Annotated in this window: 15 protein-coding genes; 6 read left to right on the top strand and 9 right to left on the bottom strand. The window is 62.0% G+C overall.

Annotated elements, in window-relative coordinates:
• Positions 1-10: 10 nt before the first annotated feature.
• From ASE98_RS22455 to ASE98_RS22435, 5 genes are all read right to left on the bottom strand, one after another.
• Entirely contained in the window at positions 11-799 is a 789-nt protein-coding gene (locus tag ASE98_RS22455) for a fimbrial biogenesis chaperone (protein WP_060543507.1), read from the bottom strand.
• Positions 800-829: 30 nt separating this feature from the next.
• The gene (locus ASE98_RS22450) at positions 830-1330 is read right to left on the bottom strand and encodes a Csu type fimbrial protein (protein ID WP_060543506.1); all 501 of its coding nucleotides are present in this window, start codon (positions 1328-1330) and stop codon (positions 830-832) included.
• Positions 1331-1334: 4 nt separating this feature from the next.
• Positions 1335-1871, bottom strand: a complete 537-nt coding sequence (locus ASE98_RS22445) for a Csu type fimbrial protein (protein ID WP_060543505.1) — start codon at positions 1869-1871, stop codon at positions 1335-1337.
• Between the two features lie 20 nt (positions 1872-1891).
• Positions 1892-2425, bottom strand: coding sequence for a Csu type fimbrial protein (locus tag ASE98_RS22440; RefSeq protein ID WP_060543504.1), 534 nt, complete (start codon positions 2423-2425; stop codon positions 1892-1894).
• A gap of 103 nt (positions 2426-2528) precedes the next feature.
• Positions 2529-3029, bottom strand: a complete 501-nt coding sequence (locus ASE98_RS22435; RefSeq protein ID WP_156465542.1) for a Csu type fimbrial protein — start codon at positions 3027-3029, stop codon at positions 2529-2531.
• Between the two features lie 300 nt (positions 3030-3329).
• Here ASE98_RS22435 and zapE point away from each other — a divergent pair, with 300 nt between their 5' ends.
• Together zapE and ASE98_RS22425 are read left to right on the top strand one after the other, a co-directional pair.
• Positions 3330-4454, top strand: a complete 1125-nt coding sequence (gene zapE, locus ASE98_RS22430; RefSeq protein ID WP_060543502.1) for a cell division protein ZapE — start codon at positions 3330-3332, stop codon at positions 4452-4454.
• An 81-nt stretch (positions 4455-4535) separates the two neighbouring features.
• Positions 4536-5870 carry a leucine-rich repeat-containing protein kinase family protein gene (locus tag ASE98_RS22425; RefSeq protein ID WP_060543501.1) on the top strand — a complete coding sequence of 445 codons (1335 nt, stop codon included), beginning with the start codon at positions 4536-4538 and terminating at the stop codon, positions 5868-5870.
• Between the two features lie 259 nt (positions 5871-6129).
• On the opposite strand, the gene ASE98_RS22420 is transcribed toward ASE98_RS22425, so the two are convergent.
• A complete protein-coding gene (locus tag ASE98_RS22420) occupies positions 6130-6834 on the bottom strand; it encodes a YebC/PmpR family DNA-binding transcriptional regulator (protein WP_060543500.1) in 705 nt (234 codons plus the stop codon).
• 215 nt (positions 6835-7049) lie between these two features.
• On the opposite strand from ASE98_RS22420, the gene ASE98_RS22415 reads away from it, so the two are divergent.
• Positions 7050-8471: a type VI secretion system Vgr family protein gene (locus ASE98_RS22415; RefSeq protein ID WP_060543499.1), complete on the top strand. Its 1422-nt coding sequence runs from the start codon at positions 7050-7052 to the stop codon at positions 8469-8471.
• A 3-nt stretch (positions 8472-8474) separates the two neighbouring features.
• Here the strand turns inward: ASE98_RS22415 and ASE98_RS22410 are convergent, their stop codons facing one another.
• Both ASE98_RS22410 and ASE98_RS22405 read right to left on the bottom strand, forming a co-directional pair.
• Positions 8475-9866, bottom strand: coding sequence for an FAD-dependent oxidoreductase (locus ASE98_RS22410; RefSeq protein WP_060543498.1), 1392 nt, complete (start codon positions 9864-9866; stop codon positions 8475-8477).
• 70 nt (positions 9867-9936) lie between these two features.
• Complete coding sequence (locus ASE98_RS22405; RefSeq protein WP_060543497.1) at positions 9937-11262, bottom strand: MFS transporter; 1326 nt, start codon at positions 11260-11262, stop codon at positions 9937-9939.
• Positions 11263-11528: 266 nt separating this feature from the next.
• On the opposite strand from ASE98_RS22405, the gene ASE98_RS22400 reads away from it, so the two are divergent.
• Positions 11529-12401 (top strand): LysR family transcriptional regulator, encoded by an 873-nt coding sequence (locus ASE98_RS22400; RefSeq protein WP_060543496.1) that lies wholly within the window; start codon positions 11529-11531, stop codon positions 12399-12401.
• 102 nt (positions 12402-12503) lie between these two features.
• Here the strand turns inward: ASE98_RS22400 and ASE98_RS22395 are convergent, their stop codons facing one another.
• A complete protein-coding gene (locus ASE98_RS22395) occupies positions 12504-13367 on the bottom strand; it encodes a LysR substrate-binding domain-containing protein (RefSeq protein ID WP_060543495.1) in 864 nt (287 codons plus the stop codon).
• A 109-nt stretch (positions 13368-13476) separates the two neighbouring features.
• On the opposite strand from ASE98_RS22395, the gene ASE98_RS22390 reads away from it, so the two are divergent.
• On the top strand, positions 13477-14586 hold the full coding sequence (locus ASE98_RS22390) for a 2-aminoethylphosphonate--pyruvate transaminase (protein WP_060543494.1): 1110 nt from the start codon (positions 13477-13479) through the stop codon (positions 14584-14586).
• A gap of 151 nt (positions 14587-14737) precedes the next feature.
• Positions 14738-15565, top strand: coding sequence for a phosphonoacetaldehyde hydrolase (gene phnX / locus ASE98_RS22385; RefSeq protein WP_060543493.1), 828 nt, complete (start codon positions 14738-14740; stop codon positions 15563-15565).
• The last annotated feature ends 21 nt before the right edge of the window (positions 15566-15586 follow it).

The raw sequence follows: 15586 nt of genomic DNA, 5'->3' as shown, positions 1-15586 counted from the left end.
TCAACCCTCCCTAACGTGCCGGCGCAACACTCTGCACCTGCGGTGCGCCATTGACCCGCACCTGCAAGGCCGGGTCGCCTGCCAGCGGCCCGGGGGCCGGCCAGCGCATGATCGCGCCGGGCAATACATACCCGAGCAAACCGTCTACCAGCGGCCGCGTCTGGCTGCCCTGCTTGAGTGCCACATCGGTCAACCGCGCATGCACCGCGCCCTGGTTGCGCACTTCCACATAGGGGCGCCCGTCTACCGCCACCGTACGCCAACTCAAGTCCGCCTTGCCCGCGCCCTTGGGGTCTCGCGGGCGAGTGCTGTCTTCCTTGCTCCACAGGCCCGCGCCGTAGGCAAACAGAGGGACCGAATAACGCATCTGGAAGCGAATCGCTGCGCCCGTCTTGCCGTCATCGGTGGAGGGTGGTTTCGCGGAAGGGATTTCATCGATGATGATGCGATACGCCAGTTCCTGCCCCGGTGGAATTTCCCGGGTTCGGGTCAGGCGCACCAGTTGCTTTTGCCCGGGCTCGATCTTCGCCACTGGCGGGCTGCCGATCACGTCGCGCTGGTTCTGGTATTGATCACTGAAACCACTCTGGCTCCAGGCAAAGACGCGGATTTGCAGATTGGCGGTTTCATTACCGCGGTTTTCCAGCCACAACGCACTGGCCTGTTGATCCGCCTCCAGCACCGGATCGATGGGCCAGATCAATACCGAACTGGCCGCCTGCACGTTGAACGCTGTGAACAGCGTCAACACCAGCGAAGTAAAACCAACGACACAATGCCGCTGCGAAGATGAATACATCTGTCCACTCCTGATGATCTAACCGCTCCGCTACCACGACAGCTGCACCTGCAGCACATCGCTATACGTACCCCCCGGCTGATTGCCCGGCAATTGCACCTGGCCGTAGATCGGCAGGTTGATGTTGTTTGCATCGGCGTAGGCCACGGCCACGCTCTGGCCTATCCCCAATACCTGGCTGTACGCCGCATCGCGGAACAACTGGTACGCCACCCGATTGCTGCCGGTGCTGAGCTGCAGGTGTCGCCCGCCGCTGTTGTACTGGCCGCCATCGACCGTCATGTTCAAGGTCACGCCCGGCGTGCATTGCAACTGCACGCCACCGGTCAGCGCCACCTGCACCGTGCCGGTGTCCAGCGCCGAGCGGCTGCCGTAGTTCAGGCTGCCGTAACTGGAAACACCACCCACGACCAGACACCCCGGGGTGACCGTGGCGCTGACCTGGAAACTCTGGCTGGTCACGGCGGACAGCGGCAACGGCACGCTACCCGCGCACAACAGGAGCAACGCCGCACACCCGTGGCGGGCCATGACGCTAGAACGTCAGTTCGACGGCGACGGTGTCGGTGTAGGTCCCTGCCGGCAAACCGGCCTTGCCCAAGGCCTGACCGTAGATGTTCACGGTCTGCGCCGCACCGGTGCTGGCGGCGAGGTTGATCACGCCATCGATAGCCAGTAACTGCGAATGCCCGGCATCGGTGTACAGGTCATAGGGCACGTAGTTGGCGACACCGTCGAACAGCGCGCGGCTGCCGCCCGGCGACATTCCGTCATTGGTGCCGGCACGCACCTTGATCGTTGGGGTGGTGCCGCTGGAGCAGAGAATCGACAGCGCCCCGCCACCTCCACCCAGCACCTGACCCGTCGCGGTGGTGAACAGACTGTCGGTGGTGCCGAAGTTCAAGGCTCCGAAATTGAGGTTGGAGGAGCCGCCGGCACCATTCACCTGGCAACTGCTGACCAGAATCAGGCTGGCGGAGATCTGGCCGGTGACCGTGGTGGCGGCCTGGGCGCCTGACGCCAGCGTCAGGCCAAGCAATGACAAACCAATTCTGGATGCAAACATGTGCATGGAGTACGTCCTCTACAGTTTTACCAGTCGAGCGTCACCGTCAGCGTGTCGGTATAAACACCGGCCGGTAGTGCGCGGGTATTCGCCACCACCGAGCCAAATACCGGAATCGGTACCTGGGCTGCGCTGGTGACAGCGAAATTTTGCTGTTGGCCGATGCTGTAGCTTTGGCTGCCAGAGGCATCGAGGAACAATTTATAGGGGATGGTCTGGCGACCGTTGCTCAGGCGTCGAGTGGTGCCGTCGCCGTGGGTGCCACCATCGATGGTGACGGTGAACCCGGTAACCGTGGGATTGCAGGCGACGTTCAGTTTGCCGCTGCTATCTGAGCTGAGACTGGCTTTGAGCGGGGCACTCCAGGTCGGGCCTTGCTCGCCGAAATCCAGGGTGCCAAAGTCGTTGACCGGGCTGTCGGGACTGGCCCCATTGGACACCTGGCAACCGGCGATGATGGTCAGGCGCGCGTGAAACTGCCCGCTGATCGCCGCTTGCGCGTCCTCGGTCAGCAGCACCAGTGCTGCCGCTATGACAACCATCCACAATCTGCTTTTCATGAGGTAATACCCGAGGCCCTCAGAATGCACGTCCACGCGCGTTCGCCAGCGAACGCCCCTTCCTTGCACAGACCCGCTGCACCGGGCTGTTTGATCATCGTAGCTACCAGGTGACGGTCACCTTCACCAGGTCTGAATAGCTCCCCGCATGCGGTATCTGCGCCAGCGGCTCGATTCGCGCATACAGCGGCAAATCCACGGAACCGCTGTCAGGCACACGACCGCTCATCGGCTGATCCACAATCAGGGGGATGCGCCGCGCCGGGTCTTGATAAAGCCGATAGGGGATGGGTTGAGCGGAACCAGCATTGGCCGCCATGTAACGCACGTCGCCGACCCCGCCGTGCAGGCCACCGTCAACGCGTAATTGATAAGGGGTATCCGGGTTGCACTCGAGTCGCGGCAGGCGTGCATTCGTCAGAGCGGCCCCCAGCGGTCCCGCCTGGTCGTCCAGCCGTGCGGTACGGCCGAAATCCAGCACGCCCAGTTGTTCAATGCCGGCGCTGTGTTGTGCCCCGACCAATTGACAGCCCCACTGCACGTCGACCCGAACCTGCACCTGAAGCTCTGCGGCCAACACCGGTGCACCGAGCGCTACGCCCATGACTGCCAATACCACACGTCCATTCACGGCCCCATTCCTCTTGAGAGGAGCTTTGTGTGGTTGAGGTTAGCAATGCACGGGGAATCCGCCAGTCAACGGACCAGTCTTGCCCCACAATCGGGCATGGCTATATGCCATGAATGCAACAGGCCAGCATCCCGGCGCCGCGATAAATCGTGCCACCAGAAACTTTCTGGCCAATGGCCTGCCGACACCGCTGGAAGCAAAAATTCCCGGCTCTGGTTACACTATGGCGCCGCAACACAAAGCGCCTGTCCGCACTCCAGAGGTGATACCCCAGTGGCCGTTCGACCGCCCAACCGTTCGCCCATCAAATCGCGCTGGCAAACGTTGCGTCGCCTGCTCGGCAAAGTACCGGCTGCCGGCAACGCCGTGGCCGGCCAAATGATCCACGACCACTTTCGCCAACAGGCCCATGCCCAGGGTTACACACTCAGTCACAGCCAACAGCGTGTCATCGACTACATGGCCCTCCATGCCTGCACGCTGATGGGTGCCGCGGCAAAGCCCCTTCCCGGCCTGTACCTGCATGGTGCCGTGGGGCGCGGCAAAAGCTGGCTGCTCGACGGGTTTTTTCGGGCGATTCCCCTGGCGCAAAAGCAACGCCTGCACTTTCATCAGTTTTTCGCCCAACTGCACCTGGGCATGTTCGAGCACCGCGATCAGGCCGACGCCCTGGCAGTCACCCTCGATGAACTGCTCAGCGATTGCCGGGTGCTGTGTTTCGATGAGTTCCACGTGCACGACATCGGCGATGCGATGCTCATCACCCGGTTGTTCAAGGCACTGTTCAAGCGCGGCATCCTGTTGCTGGTCACCTCCAATTATCCGCCCGAAGGCCTGCTGCCCAATCCGCTGTACCACGCACGTTTCAAACCGGTGATTGACCTGATCAATACGCGCATGCAGGTGATGGAGGTCGGCGGGCCCCACGACTACCGCAGCCAGGCCCGGACCCATGCGCATCAATTGTTCACTCAGGGTCACTACGTCTGGCCGGCAAGCGTGGCGCAACGACAGGCGTTGAACCTGCCCGGGCACAATGCCCCGCCTGTATCGCTGGCGGTGGGCAGCCGGCATTTTCGAGCGCGTTTGCGCGAAGGTCGCAGCATCGGTTTTACCTTTACCGACTTGTGCGATCAGCCCACGGCGGTGATGGATTATCTGGAGCTGTGCCGCCAGTTCGACCGCTGGATCATCGATGAACTGCCACTGCTGGGCGATTGCACGATTGCCGCCCAGCAGCGCTTTATCAACCTCATCGATGTGCTGTACGACCAGGACAAGCACCTGACATTGCTCGGCCAGCACTCATTGCGTGAAAGCCTGGGTGGCGATGCCATCGATCTTGCGCGCACCCGCAGCCGATTGGGGCAACTGGTCGAAGTCAGCGAACTGGCCTGACAGTCGCCACACCTTTGCCGCTATCATGTCGCCCATTTCCGGGGCCCCGCGCCCTCCTCTTGGTTAACAGCGAATCTGTTCATGCACACCCTTGCTCAATTGCGCGCCGGCGAGTTGTCAGGCATCACGCGGCTGGATCTGGCCGAAGGCCTGACCGAGTTCCCGCGGGAAATTTTCGATCTGGCAGATTCCCTGGAAGTACTCAACCTCAGCGGCAATGCCTTGAGCGCGCTGCCCGAGGATCTGCATCGCCTGACCCGTTTGCGAGTGCTGTTCTGTTCCGATAATCGCTTCACCGAGTTGCCGGCGTGCCTGGGTCAATGTGCCGCGCTGACGATGGTCGGTTTCAAGGCCAACCGCATCGCCCACGTGCCAGGCGCAGCGTTGCCGCCGCTGCTGCGCTGGCTGATCCTCACCGACAATTGCATCGAGACGCTACCCAGCGAACTGGGAGAGCGCCCGCAGCTGCAAAAACTCATGCTCGCCGGTAATCGCTTGCAGGCATTGCCCGAGTCTCTGGGCAACTGCCATCGGCTGGAACTGATCCGCATCGCCGCCAACCAGTTGACCGAGTTGCCGCAGTGGCTGCTGGCCCTGCCGAGCCTGAGCTGGCTGGCCTATGCCGGTAATCCGCTGGAAACCGAAGCCGATGCCGCCGCCCTCGACGCCACGCCGCGCATTGACTGGTCGGCACTGCATCTGGAGAAAAAACTCGGTGAAGGCGCGTCCGGAGTCATCCATCAGGCCAACTGGCAACCGGCCGATCAGCCAGCCATGCCGGTGGCGGTGAAGCTCTACAAAGGAGAAATGACCAGCGATGGCTCGCCGCTGCATGAGATGAACGCCTGCATTAGCGCAGGCTTGCACCCGAACCTGATCCGGGTCGAAGGGCGGATTGTCGATCACCCGCAGCAAACGGCCGGGCTGGTGATGCGCTTGATCGCCCCGACTTATCGCAACCTCGCCGGGCTGCCGAGCCTGGCGTCCTGCAGTCGCGATGTCTATGCCGACGACCAGGGTTTCAGCGCAACCGTGGCCCTGCGCATTGCCTCGGGCATCGCCTCGGTGGCTGCACACTTGCACCGTCACGGCATCACCCACGGCGATCTCTATGGCCACAACATCATGTGGAATGAACAAGGGGAATGTTTGCTGGGAGATTTTGGCGCAGCGTCGTTTCATGCCACCGACGACAGCCATGAAAGCCGCGCGCTGCAACGCATCGAGGTACGGGCGTTCGGGATATTGCTGGGGGAGTTGCTGGAGCGGATCGACTCAGGGCTTAGCGACGAGCAGCGCGGGGCATTAGAAGACTTGCAACGGCGTTGCTGTCAGCCGCCGGTATTGGAGCGGCCGGGGTTTGACGAGGTTGTTCAGGCGTTGGCTGTGTTCAAAACGCTAAACACAAACTTGTAGCAAGGGGGCCTGTCGTAGTGAGGGGCACGCTACTGAGACGGGCTTGCTCTGGGGAGGGAGCTTCTGTGGCGAGGGGGCTTGCCCCCGCTGGGCTGCGTAGCAGCCCCCCAAAGCAGCGACCGCAGTGGTGGTTATGGGGGGGGGTGGCTTCGCCACCCAGCGGGGGCAAGCCCCCTCGCCACAAAAGCCCCCATGCCACAGAAGCCCTCATGCCACAGAAGCCCCCTCACCACTGCCCAGATCAAAAAAGCACTTGGGCTTAACCCGCCAACCCGACAAACATGTCCTGCACGTCATCGTGGTTGTCGAGACCTTCAAGAAACGCCTCGACTTCAGCCATCTGTTCATCGCTCAGGCCGCTGACCGGGTTTTTCGGCTGGTAGCCCAGTTTCGCCGAGAGCACGGTGAAGCCTTGTTCCGGCAGGGCTTTCTGTACCGCGTCCAGATCCGTAGGCTCGGTCAGGAACAGGGTGGCGCCGTCTTCGCCCGGCTCGAAGTCCTGGGCACCGGCCTCGATGGCGGCCATTTCCGGATCGGCGTCCGGCGTGTCAGGCGAGGCTTCGATCATGCCAACATGGTTGAAGTCCCAGGCCACCGAACCGGAAGCCCCCAACTGGCCCTTGCGGAACGCGACACGGATTTCAGCAACGGTGCGGTTTATGTTGTCGGTTACACACTCAACGATCAATGGCACCTGATGCGGGGCGAACCCTTCATAGGTCACGCGATGGTATTGCACGGTTTCGCCCAGCAGGCCCGCGCCCTTCTTGATGGCACGGTCCAGTGTTTCCTTGGGCATCGAAGCTTTCTTGGCCTGTTCAACCACCAGGCGCAAATGCGCGTTGGTCGAGATATCAGCGCCGTTGCGCGCAGCAATGGTGATTTCCTTCACCAGTTTGCCGAAGATCTTGCCCTTGGCATTGGCTGCCGCTTCTTTGTGTTTAACTTTCCACTGTGCGCCCATTACTCACTCTCTTATCTGTGGCGCCGAAACATCTATTGGCCGACGCTTTGCGCAAGTTTATACGGCCTAAAGTTGGCAATCGACCAAAAATTCCGACTTGCATCGACATCTTCACCAGCTGTTGTAGGACGATTCTGAAAAGACGTTTTGCGGTGACTATGACGAACCGTGGTTTCGTACCCTCAGCGTCCAATTCCATAGCAGTGGCCTGCGCGATGCAAAATGACAAGGAAAGTCCTTTCACCCTGACGCTGCTCGACGTCGACTTGAGTTTGCAGGTGGTGCGGTTCAGTGGCCTCGAAGCCCTCAACCAGCCTTTTCGATTCGACATCGACGCGATTGACCTGACACCGGCAATCCCCCCCGAACAATTGCTGTACCAACCCGCCTATCTTGATTTTGGCCAGGGCCAGGGCATACATGGCGTTTTGCACAGTGTTGGTCAGGCGCACCGTGGCGCGCATCGGGTGGCTTACAAGCTGGTTCTGGTGCCGCGCCTGCAAGCACTGGAACAACAGTGTCGCCGGCGCATCTTTCGCGACCTGAATGTGCCGATGATCCTGCGTCAACTATTGGAGGATAACGGCTTGCCCGTCACCAGTTACCGCTTTGAATTGACGACCGGGCATTACCCCTTCCGACCTTTTTGCATCCAGTACGACGAAACCGATCTGGCTCTGCTGCAACGGCTGTGCGAAGAAGAAGGCATCCACTATCACTTCGAACATCAGCGTGATGGGCATGTGCTGGTCCTGGCCGATGACAGCCTGAGCTTCCCCCAGGAACCCTTGATAGTGCCTTATCACGACGCACTGGCGGATAACGTCGACGGGCCGGTCATCACAGAGTTGTACCAGCGCCATGACTCACCGCCGATCCCCGCTCGTGCGGATGCCAGCAACCGTGGTGCATCGACCCCCGGTGACGGCGCAGCCAATCAATCCATTGGCGTGACGGCGCCGCTGCATCGCCCTGCCCGACAGCCGCATCCTGAGCAGCTCAGCCGGCGCAAACTGGAGCGGCTGCGCTGCCGACAGCAGCAGCTAAACGGCCGCAGCAATCACCCGGCCCTGACCAGCGCCCGGATCATCCAGGTCAGCGAACACCCCTTGGGTCATTTCAACGACCAATGGTTGATTACCGAGAACCGCCATGAGGGCAGGCAGCCGTCGATACTCGCCGAAGACTGCGCGAGCATGACCCCGCAATACTTTAACCAGTTCAGCGCCATCCCCTGGTCGACCGCCTTCCGGCCACCGCTCAACCAGCGACGCCCAAGCGTTCCCGGTTTTCAGCCCGCCCGGATATGCGGCCTTTCCGGGCTTCCCCCAGTGCTGGATGATCGCGGCCGAATCGAGGTGAACCTATGGCCGTCGCAAACGGCGGCAGACGAGCCTTGCGGTCTGTGGCTACAGGTAGCACTGGCTTGCGCAGACACCCGGATCGATCCGGCCCGATTGCCTGTGGCCGGCAGCGATGTGCTGGTCAGTTTTCTCGACTGCGACCCGGATCGCCCGGTGCTCTGTGCAGTCATGGGCCACCCCGAGCAACCTCGACCCTCCCGCCCTCGGGAGCCAGCCGGCGATACCGGCCTGCTGCTCGACTGGCTGGTCAATCGCTCGGATCTCACGCCTTGAGCCTCAGCCTTTGTCGGCCTTGCCCGCCGCCGCCGCGAACTTCGCCAGACGCACATCAAGGTGCCGTGGCCGGTGCCCGCGATCCTCGGCGCGCTCCTTGCGGCGGATGGCGTTGCGCACCATCAACGAGCCGAGGTAACGAATCGGCTCCGGCGGAAAGAAGCCCAGCGGCCCGTTGATCAATGGCGAGCGAGTCCAGGGGTTGTCCAGCCCCTGGACCATCGACGCGAGAATCTGCCCGCCCATGTGGCACGGCCCGACACCGCTGCCGGAATAGCCGAAACCATAGAACACGTTGCCACTGGCGCTCATCTGCCCGAAAAACGGCAACCCGGTCACCGAGCGATCCGACGGGCCGTTCCAGGTCGACTCAACCTTGACCTCGGCAAAGGCCGGGAAGAAATCCGCCAGGCTGTGCTGCAACAGGCCGGCGTAGGGCGATGGCTGATCGAACACCGGCAGCATGCGCCCGCCGTAGGCGAAGGTATTGCCGCCCTTGCCGAGCATGATCCGGCCGTCCGGAGTGTTGTGGTAGTAGTGCACGAAAATTCGCGAATCGAGCACCGTGACTCCGCTGGTCAAGCCGATTTCGTCGAGCAACTCAGGCCGTGGCTCGGTGATCAGCATGTCACTGGAAACGATCGCCACGCTGCGCTCGAACTGCGGGAACGCCCGGGCCATCCAGGCGTTCATCGCCAGCACCACCCGGTCGGCGCGAACAGTGCCGTGCGGAGTTTGTATCCCTGCCGGGCGGCCTTCTTCCAGCCCGGTCATTGCTGTATTTTCATGAATCCGCACCCCCAGTTGCAGGGCGACCCGGCGTAACCCGCGCACCAGTTTGCCCGGCTGAACACTGGCGGCCGCCGGGGAAAACCAGCCCTCAAGATGTTTGCTGGAACCGGCCATGCGCTGCACATCGGCCACCGGCCGCTGGGTGAACGAGTTGATGCCATGGCGTTCCAGGGCCGCGATCACCGCATCGGTCGAGCCGCATTGCGCGCGGTTGGTCGCGGTGTAGAGCGTCCCGTCGAGCCGGTAGTCGGCGTCCACTTGATACTGTTCGCAGAAGGCGCCGATGGCATGGATGCTGCGTTCGGACTCCTTGACCAGGCGCACTGCCTCCTCAACGCCGAACAAGCGCTCAAGGGTGAAATACTTGGCCGACCACGACAGCGCACAACCGCCATTGCGGCCACTGGCCCCGGAGCCGCAGATGTCCGCTTCGATCAGCAAAACGTCCAGTTCGGGGTTCTGTTGCTTGAGCATGATCGCGGTCCACAACCCGGTGTAACCGCCACCGACGATGCACACGTCGGCGCGGCTGTCGCCTTGCAGTGGCGCGCAGGTTTCGGTTGATTCAGCCTTCAGGGCCTGCTCCAGCCAAAAGGGTCTCATGGGTCAATCTCCAGTCAGTGGCCCACACGCCAGCCCGCCGCAGGCGCAACAGGCCGCGAGGAGGCAGGATTCAGGTACGCAGGGGTTTGATCGTCATTGCCCGGTTGGGCACGAACGGATAGTTGGTCCGCAGGCCGCCCGGGCGGCTGTTCCAGTGCGGAATCAGCACCAGCGCCGAGAACATGGCGCAGCCGGCGAAGACGATGAATACCGTGACCGAGTCGAAGTAGCCCGGAAGCAACCCACCGAGTACCGCCCCGACCGAGCCACAGCCGTTGACGAATCCCGCTGCGGTAGCACCGGCCTTGGCCTTGCCGAAATCGATGGCGGCCGAGCCGCTGATCATCGAATCCGGGCCGTAAAGAGTCAGGCCCATGACGAACAGCAGCACCACCACCAACAGCACGCTGCCGGTATGCAGGGCGGCCATGAACAGCGCCAGCGTCAGGGTCAGCGCCAACAGGCTGATCACGCACGCCGGCATGCGTCGGGCGCCGAACAGTTTGTCCGAAGCCAGGCCGATCAGGATCGGCCCGAGCAGTCCGGCCAGTTCGAACGAAGTCGGAATGATCGCCGCACCGACCTTGCCGACCGAGGGCATCTGTTCGAAGACGATCACCGGGCCCCACAGCAGAATCGCGTAACGCGCCGGCTTGAGCATGAAGTACGCCAGGCCCAGCACCAGCACTGTGCGGTTGCGCAGGATTTCCTTCAAGGGCTCCAGGACGCTGATCCTGCTTTGGGCATAGGCCTCTTCGGCGCTCAGCTCAGACTCCGGCTCCACCGCGGGCAAGCCTACGTCCTGCGGTTTGTTGCGTTGCAAAAAGAAAAACAGCACGGCCACCACACCAACCACCGCCGCGCTGGAAATGAACGCCGCGTGCCAGGTGCCCATCAAGGTGTACGCCCACCAGCCGGCGAACGGCGATGCCACCAGGCCGCCAAAGGCGTAGCAGGAGCTCCACAAGCCCAGGACTCGCCCACGCTGCTCGGAGGGAAAAAAACTCCCAAGGTTCTTGCACAATCCCGACCAGCCAGTCGATTGCGCCAGGCCTTGAATCAGCATGCAGGTGGCGAAGATCGGCACCGTTGCGAAGCTGCCCATGACCAGCGCCGCCACTGCGGAAATCAGCAATCCGCCGAGCACCACCACCCGCGGACCGAAACGGTCGGCCAGGATGCCCCAGGTGAATTGGCCGATGGCGTAAGCGGCAAGGTAGATGGCATCGAGGTTGGCCATGGTCATTTTGTCGAGCATGAACGTCGGGTCTTCGGCAATGCCGAGTTTGGCGACGGAGAAGGCTTTGCGGGTGAAGTAGAAAGCGGCGTAGGCGAGCCAGGTAATCGCGAAGATCTGCACGCGCCAACGCTTGATGGTGCCGATGTGCTTGTTCATTGTGGTTCTGACCTCAGGGTGTGAGTGTGCCGGCAGAATTGGTAGAAAACGCCTGTGTTTTTATTGTTGAGCACTGCGATATCGCCTTGTCCCTGTGGCGGATACCGGTCAGATGAGTCCCTTGATGCACGCCCGGACCCATGGCCCCGTCGCTGTTCGACTGAGCAGTCAGCGGGGCTGAGGCGGATAAAAACAATTACTGATTAATAAGTGAAATCGATTTATCGTATTTCCAATATAAGCTCAGCTTGTTACTGGAGATCCCCATGTCGGTTTCCCACGCCCAGCTCAAAGCCTTCCATGCCGTAGCGGTGCATGGAAGCTTTACCAAAGCCGCCGAACGGCTGTTTCTGACGCAACCGGCGATTTCCGATCAGGTTCGCAAACTTGAAGAGCGCTACGGGGTTCTGTTGTTCCATCGCAATAAACGCTCGGTGCGCCTGACCGATCTCGGCGAGCGCCTGCTGAGCGTCACCCAGCGACTGTTTGTGATCGAGGCCGAGGCTCAGGAACTGCTGCAGGACTCCCAGGCCTTGCAGACCGGCACCCTGATTCTGGCGGTGGATGCGCCGGTCCATGTGCTGCCGCAGATCGCCCGCTTCTGCGATCGCTACCCCGGGATCAGCGTGAAAATCGAAACCGGCAATACCGATGAATCGCTGTTTCGCCTGTTCAACTATCAGGCCGATCTGGCGCTGCTGGGCCGTGAGGTCAGCGATGAACGCCTGATCTCGCTACCCCTGCGCAACGACCCGATGGTGGCGTTCGTTTCGCGCAATCACCCATGGGCCAACCGCGAATCCATTTGCCTGGCCGACCTCGACGACACCCCGCTGGTGCTGCGCGAAACCGGCTCGGTGACCCGCCAGACCCTTGAGGAGGAAATGGCCCGCGCCGGTTTTCGCATTCGCCCGGCCATTGAAGTCGAAGGCCGGGAAGCAGCGCGTGAGGCGGTGGTGGTAGGGATTGGCGTTGGCGTGGTGTCTGCGGCCGAGTTCGGTGCCGACTCCAGGGTCTGCGCGTTGCCGATCATCGATTGCGAACGGCGCCTGACGGAGACGCTGGTGTGCTTGCGCGAGCAAAGCTCACGGCGGGTGGTGGCGACGTTTTTGCAGATGGTGCGCGAGAGTCTGGTGTAGGCAGGCCAGTCCCCTTCGCGAGCAAGCCCGCTCCCACAGGGGTCTGTGGTGTTCACGAAACCCAGTGGGAGCGGGCTTGCTCGCGAATGCAGGCGCCGCGGTCTACCTGCCAGGCGCCAACCCGAAAAACGCCTGAATCAAACGCAAATCCCTGCGCCGCTCCATGCACCCCATCATGTGTCGATTGAGCAACCCCTCGCCAATGATCGGCACCGCCGCCACCCGTGGGTCGTGGCTGACCTCCACCGACGACACCACTCCCACACCCAACTCCGCTGCCACCGCCTCGGTCACCGCTTCACGACTGTCCAGCTCCAGCAACACCCGAGGATGCACGTTCGCCTCGGTGCAGGCTTCATCGAACGTACGCCGGGTGATCGAACCCGGTTCGCGCAACACCATGATCACCTGGTCCAGCTCCTTGAGCGGTACGCCTTTGCTCCGCCGAACCCACGGATGACCCTCGGGCACCAGCGCACAAATGCGTGACTCGCTCAGGGGTTGCAGATGCAAACCCTTGCGCGGCTCGACCTCGGTCAGCACCGCCACGTCGGCATGTTCGGACAGTAGCGCGGCCAGGGTTTCCTGGGCATTGCCCAGGCGCAGGTTCACCGTGATCCCCGGATAACGCGCACGCAGGCTGGCGAGCATCGGCATGACCATGTGCGGGCCGTCCGCGGCCACTTCCAGGCGCCCGGTCAACAATTGCCGGTTGGCCTCCAGCATCACCTGTGCCTCCTCGGCCAGGCCGAACATCGCCCGGGTGATTGCCGCCAGTTTGGTGCCCTCCTCCGTCAACTCCACCCGTCGCGCGGTGCGGCGCAACAGGGTGATCTGGTAGTGCTCCTCCAGGGCCTTGATGTGCCCGGTGACGGCTGGCTGGCTGATGAACAGGCGTGCGGCCGCCCTGGTAAAGCTGCCCTCGCGGGCCACGGCATCGAAGGCGCGCAGCTGAAACAGGTTCATGAATAAGCCTCACTGATGGTTGGCATAACAATAAACAATTTGATTGATAGCACGGCAAATTGCAATTTAAGCCCCGTAGCTTCATCCCATCGATTGCGAGGACACGAGAATGAGTACTGCCGAACCTATCCTGCTCACCCCCGGCCCGTTGACCACATCGGCCCGCACCCGCCAGGCTATGATGGTGGACTGGGGTTCATGGGATGACCGCTTCAATCAACTGACCGCCAGCCTCTGTGAACAGCTGCTGGCGATCATCAACGGCGCCGCCAGCCACCACTGCGTGCCCCTGCAAGGCAGCGGCACCTTCGCCGTCGAAGCGGCGATCGGCACCCTGGTGCCGCGCGACGGCAAAATCCTCGTATTGATCAACGGCGCCTACGGCAAGCGCCTGGCGAAAATCTGTGACGTGCTCGGCCGCTCGTTCAGTACCTTCGAAACCGCCGAGGACGAACCCACCACCGCCAACGACGTCGATCGCCTGCTGCGAGCCGACCCAGGCATTACTCATGTCGCGCTGATTCATTGCGAAACCAGCACCGGCATCCTCAACCCGCTGCCGGAAATTGCCCAGGTGATTGCGCGCCATGGCAAGCGCCTGATCATCGATGCCATGAGCTCATTCGGCGCACTGCCGGTGGATGCGCAACAGGTGCCGTTCGACGCGCTGATCGCGGCCTCGGGCAAATGCCTGGAGGGCGTGCCGGGGATGGGTTTTGTCTTCGCTCGCAAGGAGTCCCTGGCCAGCGCCGCCGGCAACTCGCATTCCCTGGCGATGGACCTGCATGACCAGCACAGCTACATGGCCAGGACCGGTCAGTGGCGCTTCACCCCGCCGACCCATGTGGTCGCTGCGCTGCACGAAGCCCTGCTGCAATACAACGAAGAAGGTGGCTTGCCGGCCCGGCATCGGCGTTACGCCGCCAACTGTCAGGCGCTGATGGAAGAAATGAGCAAGCTCGGCTTGCGCAGCTTCCTGCCGGCCGCCATTCAGGCGCCGATCATTGCCACCTTCCATGCACCGAAAGATCCGCGCTATCAGTTCAAGGAATTCTACGAACGGGTCAAGGCCAAGGGTTACATCCTCTACCCCGGCAAGCTGACCCAGGTCGAAACCTTCCGCGTCGGCTGCATCGGCCATGTCACTCCGGCGCAAATGCGCGAAGCGGTGGCGGCGGTGGCGCAAGTGCTGAGCGAGATGGAAGTCCTCGAAATCTGATCAACACCGCAATCCCCCTGTGGGAGCGGGCTTGCTCGCGAAGGCGGTGTATCAGTCGACATCAATTTTGAATGTCAGTCCGCTTTCGCGAGCAAGCCCGCTCCCACCCAAAGCAGCTCCCTATCCGCCAGTTGCCACAGGATCTATCACTATGAACTACACCAACCCAACCAAACTCCAGGCCGCCATCCTCGACTGGGCCGGCACCGTCGTCGACTTCGGCTCCTTCGCCCCGACCCAGATTTTCGTCGAAGCCTTCGCCGAGTTCGACGTCCAGGTGTCTATTGAAGAAGCCCGTGGCCCGATGGGCATGGGCAAGTGGGATCACATCCGTACCCTATGCGACCAGCCACAGGTCGCCGAGCGTTACCGCAAGGTGTTCGGTCGCACGCCGACCGACGATGACGTCACCGCCATCTACCAGCGCTTCATGCCGCTGCAGATCGAAAAGATCGCCGAGCATTCGGCACTGATTCCCGGTGCTTTGGAGACCATCGCCAACCTGCGCCAGCAAGGGATCAAGATCGGTTCGTGCTCCGGCTATCCGAAACAGGTCATGGACAAAGTGGTCGAGCTGGCTGCCACCAACGGTTACGTGGCCGATCACGTGGTTGCCACCGACGAAGTGCCGAACGGCCGCCCATGGCCGGCCCAGGCGCTGGCCAACGTCATCGCCCTGGGCATTGATGACGTCGCCGCCTGCGTGAAAATTGACGACACCGTGCCGGGCATTCTCGAAGGTCGCCGTGCGGGCATGTGGACCGTGGCGCTGATTTGCTCGGGCAACGCCCTGGGCCTGGATTACGAAGGTTATCGCGCCCTGGCCAGCGACACCCTGGACAGTGAACGCAAGCGCATCCACGCCCTGTTCGAAGGCTCGCGCCCGCACTACATGATCGACACCATCACCGACCTGCCGCAAGTGATCGCCGACATCAACAAACGACTGGCCAACGGCGAGATGCCACAGGCGAGCTGATCCAATTCTTCAGAAACGCAC

Source organism: Pseudomonas sp. Leaf48 (assembly GCF_001421885.1).
In the GTDB taxonomy this organism is placed as follows: Bacteria; Pseudomonadota; Gammaproteobacteria; order Pseudomonadales; family Pseudomonadaceae; genus Aquipseudomonas.
This window is presented reverse-complemented; position numbering and strand designations above follow the sequence as displayed.

Bases quoted from the DNA above. Each gene is read 5' to 3' on its own strand.
- ASE98_RS22455 (WP_060543507.1), bottom strand. From the start codon at position 799: ATGTATTCATCTTCGCAGCGGCATTGTGTCGTTGGTTTTACTTCGCTG.
- ASE98_RS22450 (WP_060543506.1), bottom strand. From the start codon at position 1,330: ATGGCCCGCCACGGGTGTGCGGCGTTGCTCCTGTTGTGCGCGGGTAGC.
- ASE98_RS22445 (WP_060543505.1), bottom strand. From the start codon at position 1,871: ATGCACATGTTTGCATCCAGAATTGGTTTGTCATTGCTTGGCCTGACG.
- ASE98_RS22440 (WP_060543504.1), bottom strand. From the start codon at position 2,425: ATGAAAAGCAGATTGTGGATGGTTGTCATAGCGGCAGCACTGGTGCTG.
- ASE98_RS22435 (WP_156465542.1), bottom strand. From the start codon at position 3,029: ATGGGCGTAGCGCTCGGTGCACCGGTGTTGGCCGCAGAGCTTCAGGTG.
- ASE98_RS22425 (WP_060543501.1), top strand. From the start codon at position 4,536: ATGCACACCCTTGCTCAATTGCGCGCCGGCGAGTTGTCAGGCATCACG.
- ASE98_RS22420 (WP_060543500.1), bottom strand. From the start codon at position 6,834: ATGGGCGCACAGTGGAAAGTTAAACACAAAGAAGCGGCAGCCAATGCC.
- ASE98_RS22415 (WP_060543499.1), top strand. From the start codon at position 7,050: ATGCAAAATGACAAGGAAAGTCCTTTCACCCTGACGCTGCTCGACGTC.
- ASE98_RS22410 (WP_060543498.1), bottom strand. From the start codon at position 9,866: ATGAGACCCTTTTGGCTGGAGCAGGCCCTGAAGGCTGAATCAACCGAA.
- ASE98_RS22405 (WP_060543497.1), bottom strand. From the start codon at position 11,262: ATGAACAAGCACATCGGCACCATCAAGCGTTGGCGCGTGCAGATCTTC.
- ASE98_RS22400 (WP_060543496.1), top strand. From the start codon at position 11,529: ATGTCGGTTTCCCACGCCCAGCTCAAAGCCTTCCATGCCGTAGCGGTG.
- ASE98_RS22395 (WP_060543495.1), bottom strand. From the start codon at position 13,367: ATGAACCTGTTTCAGCTGCGCGCCTTCGATGCCGTGGCCCGCGAGGGC.
- ASE98_RS22390 (WP_060543494.1), top strand. From the start codon at position 13,477: ATGAGTACTGCCGAACCTATCCTGCTCACCCCCGGCCCGTTGACCACA.
- phnX (WP_060543493.1), top strand. From the start codon at position 14,738: ATGAACTACACCAACCCAACCAAACTCCAGGCCGCCATCCTCGACTGG.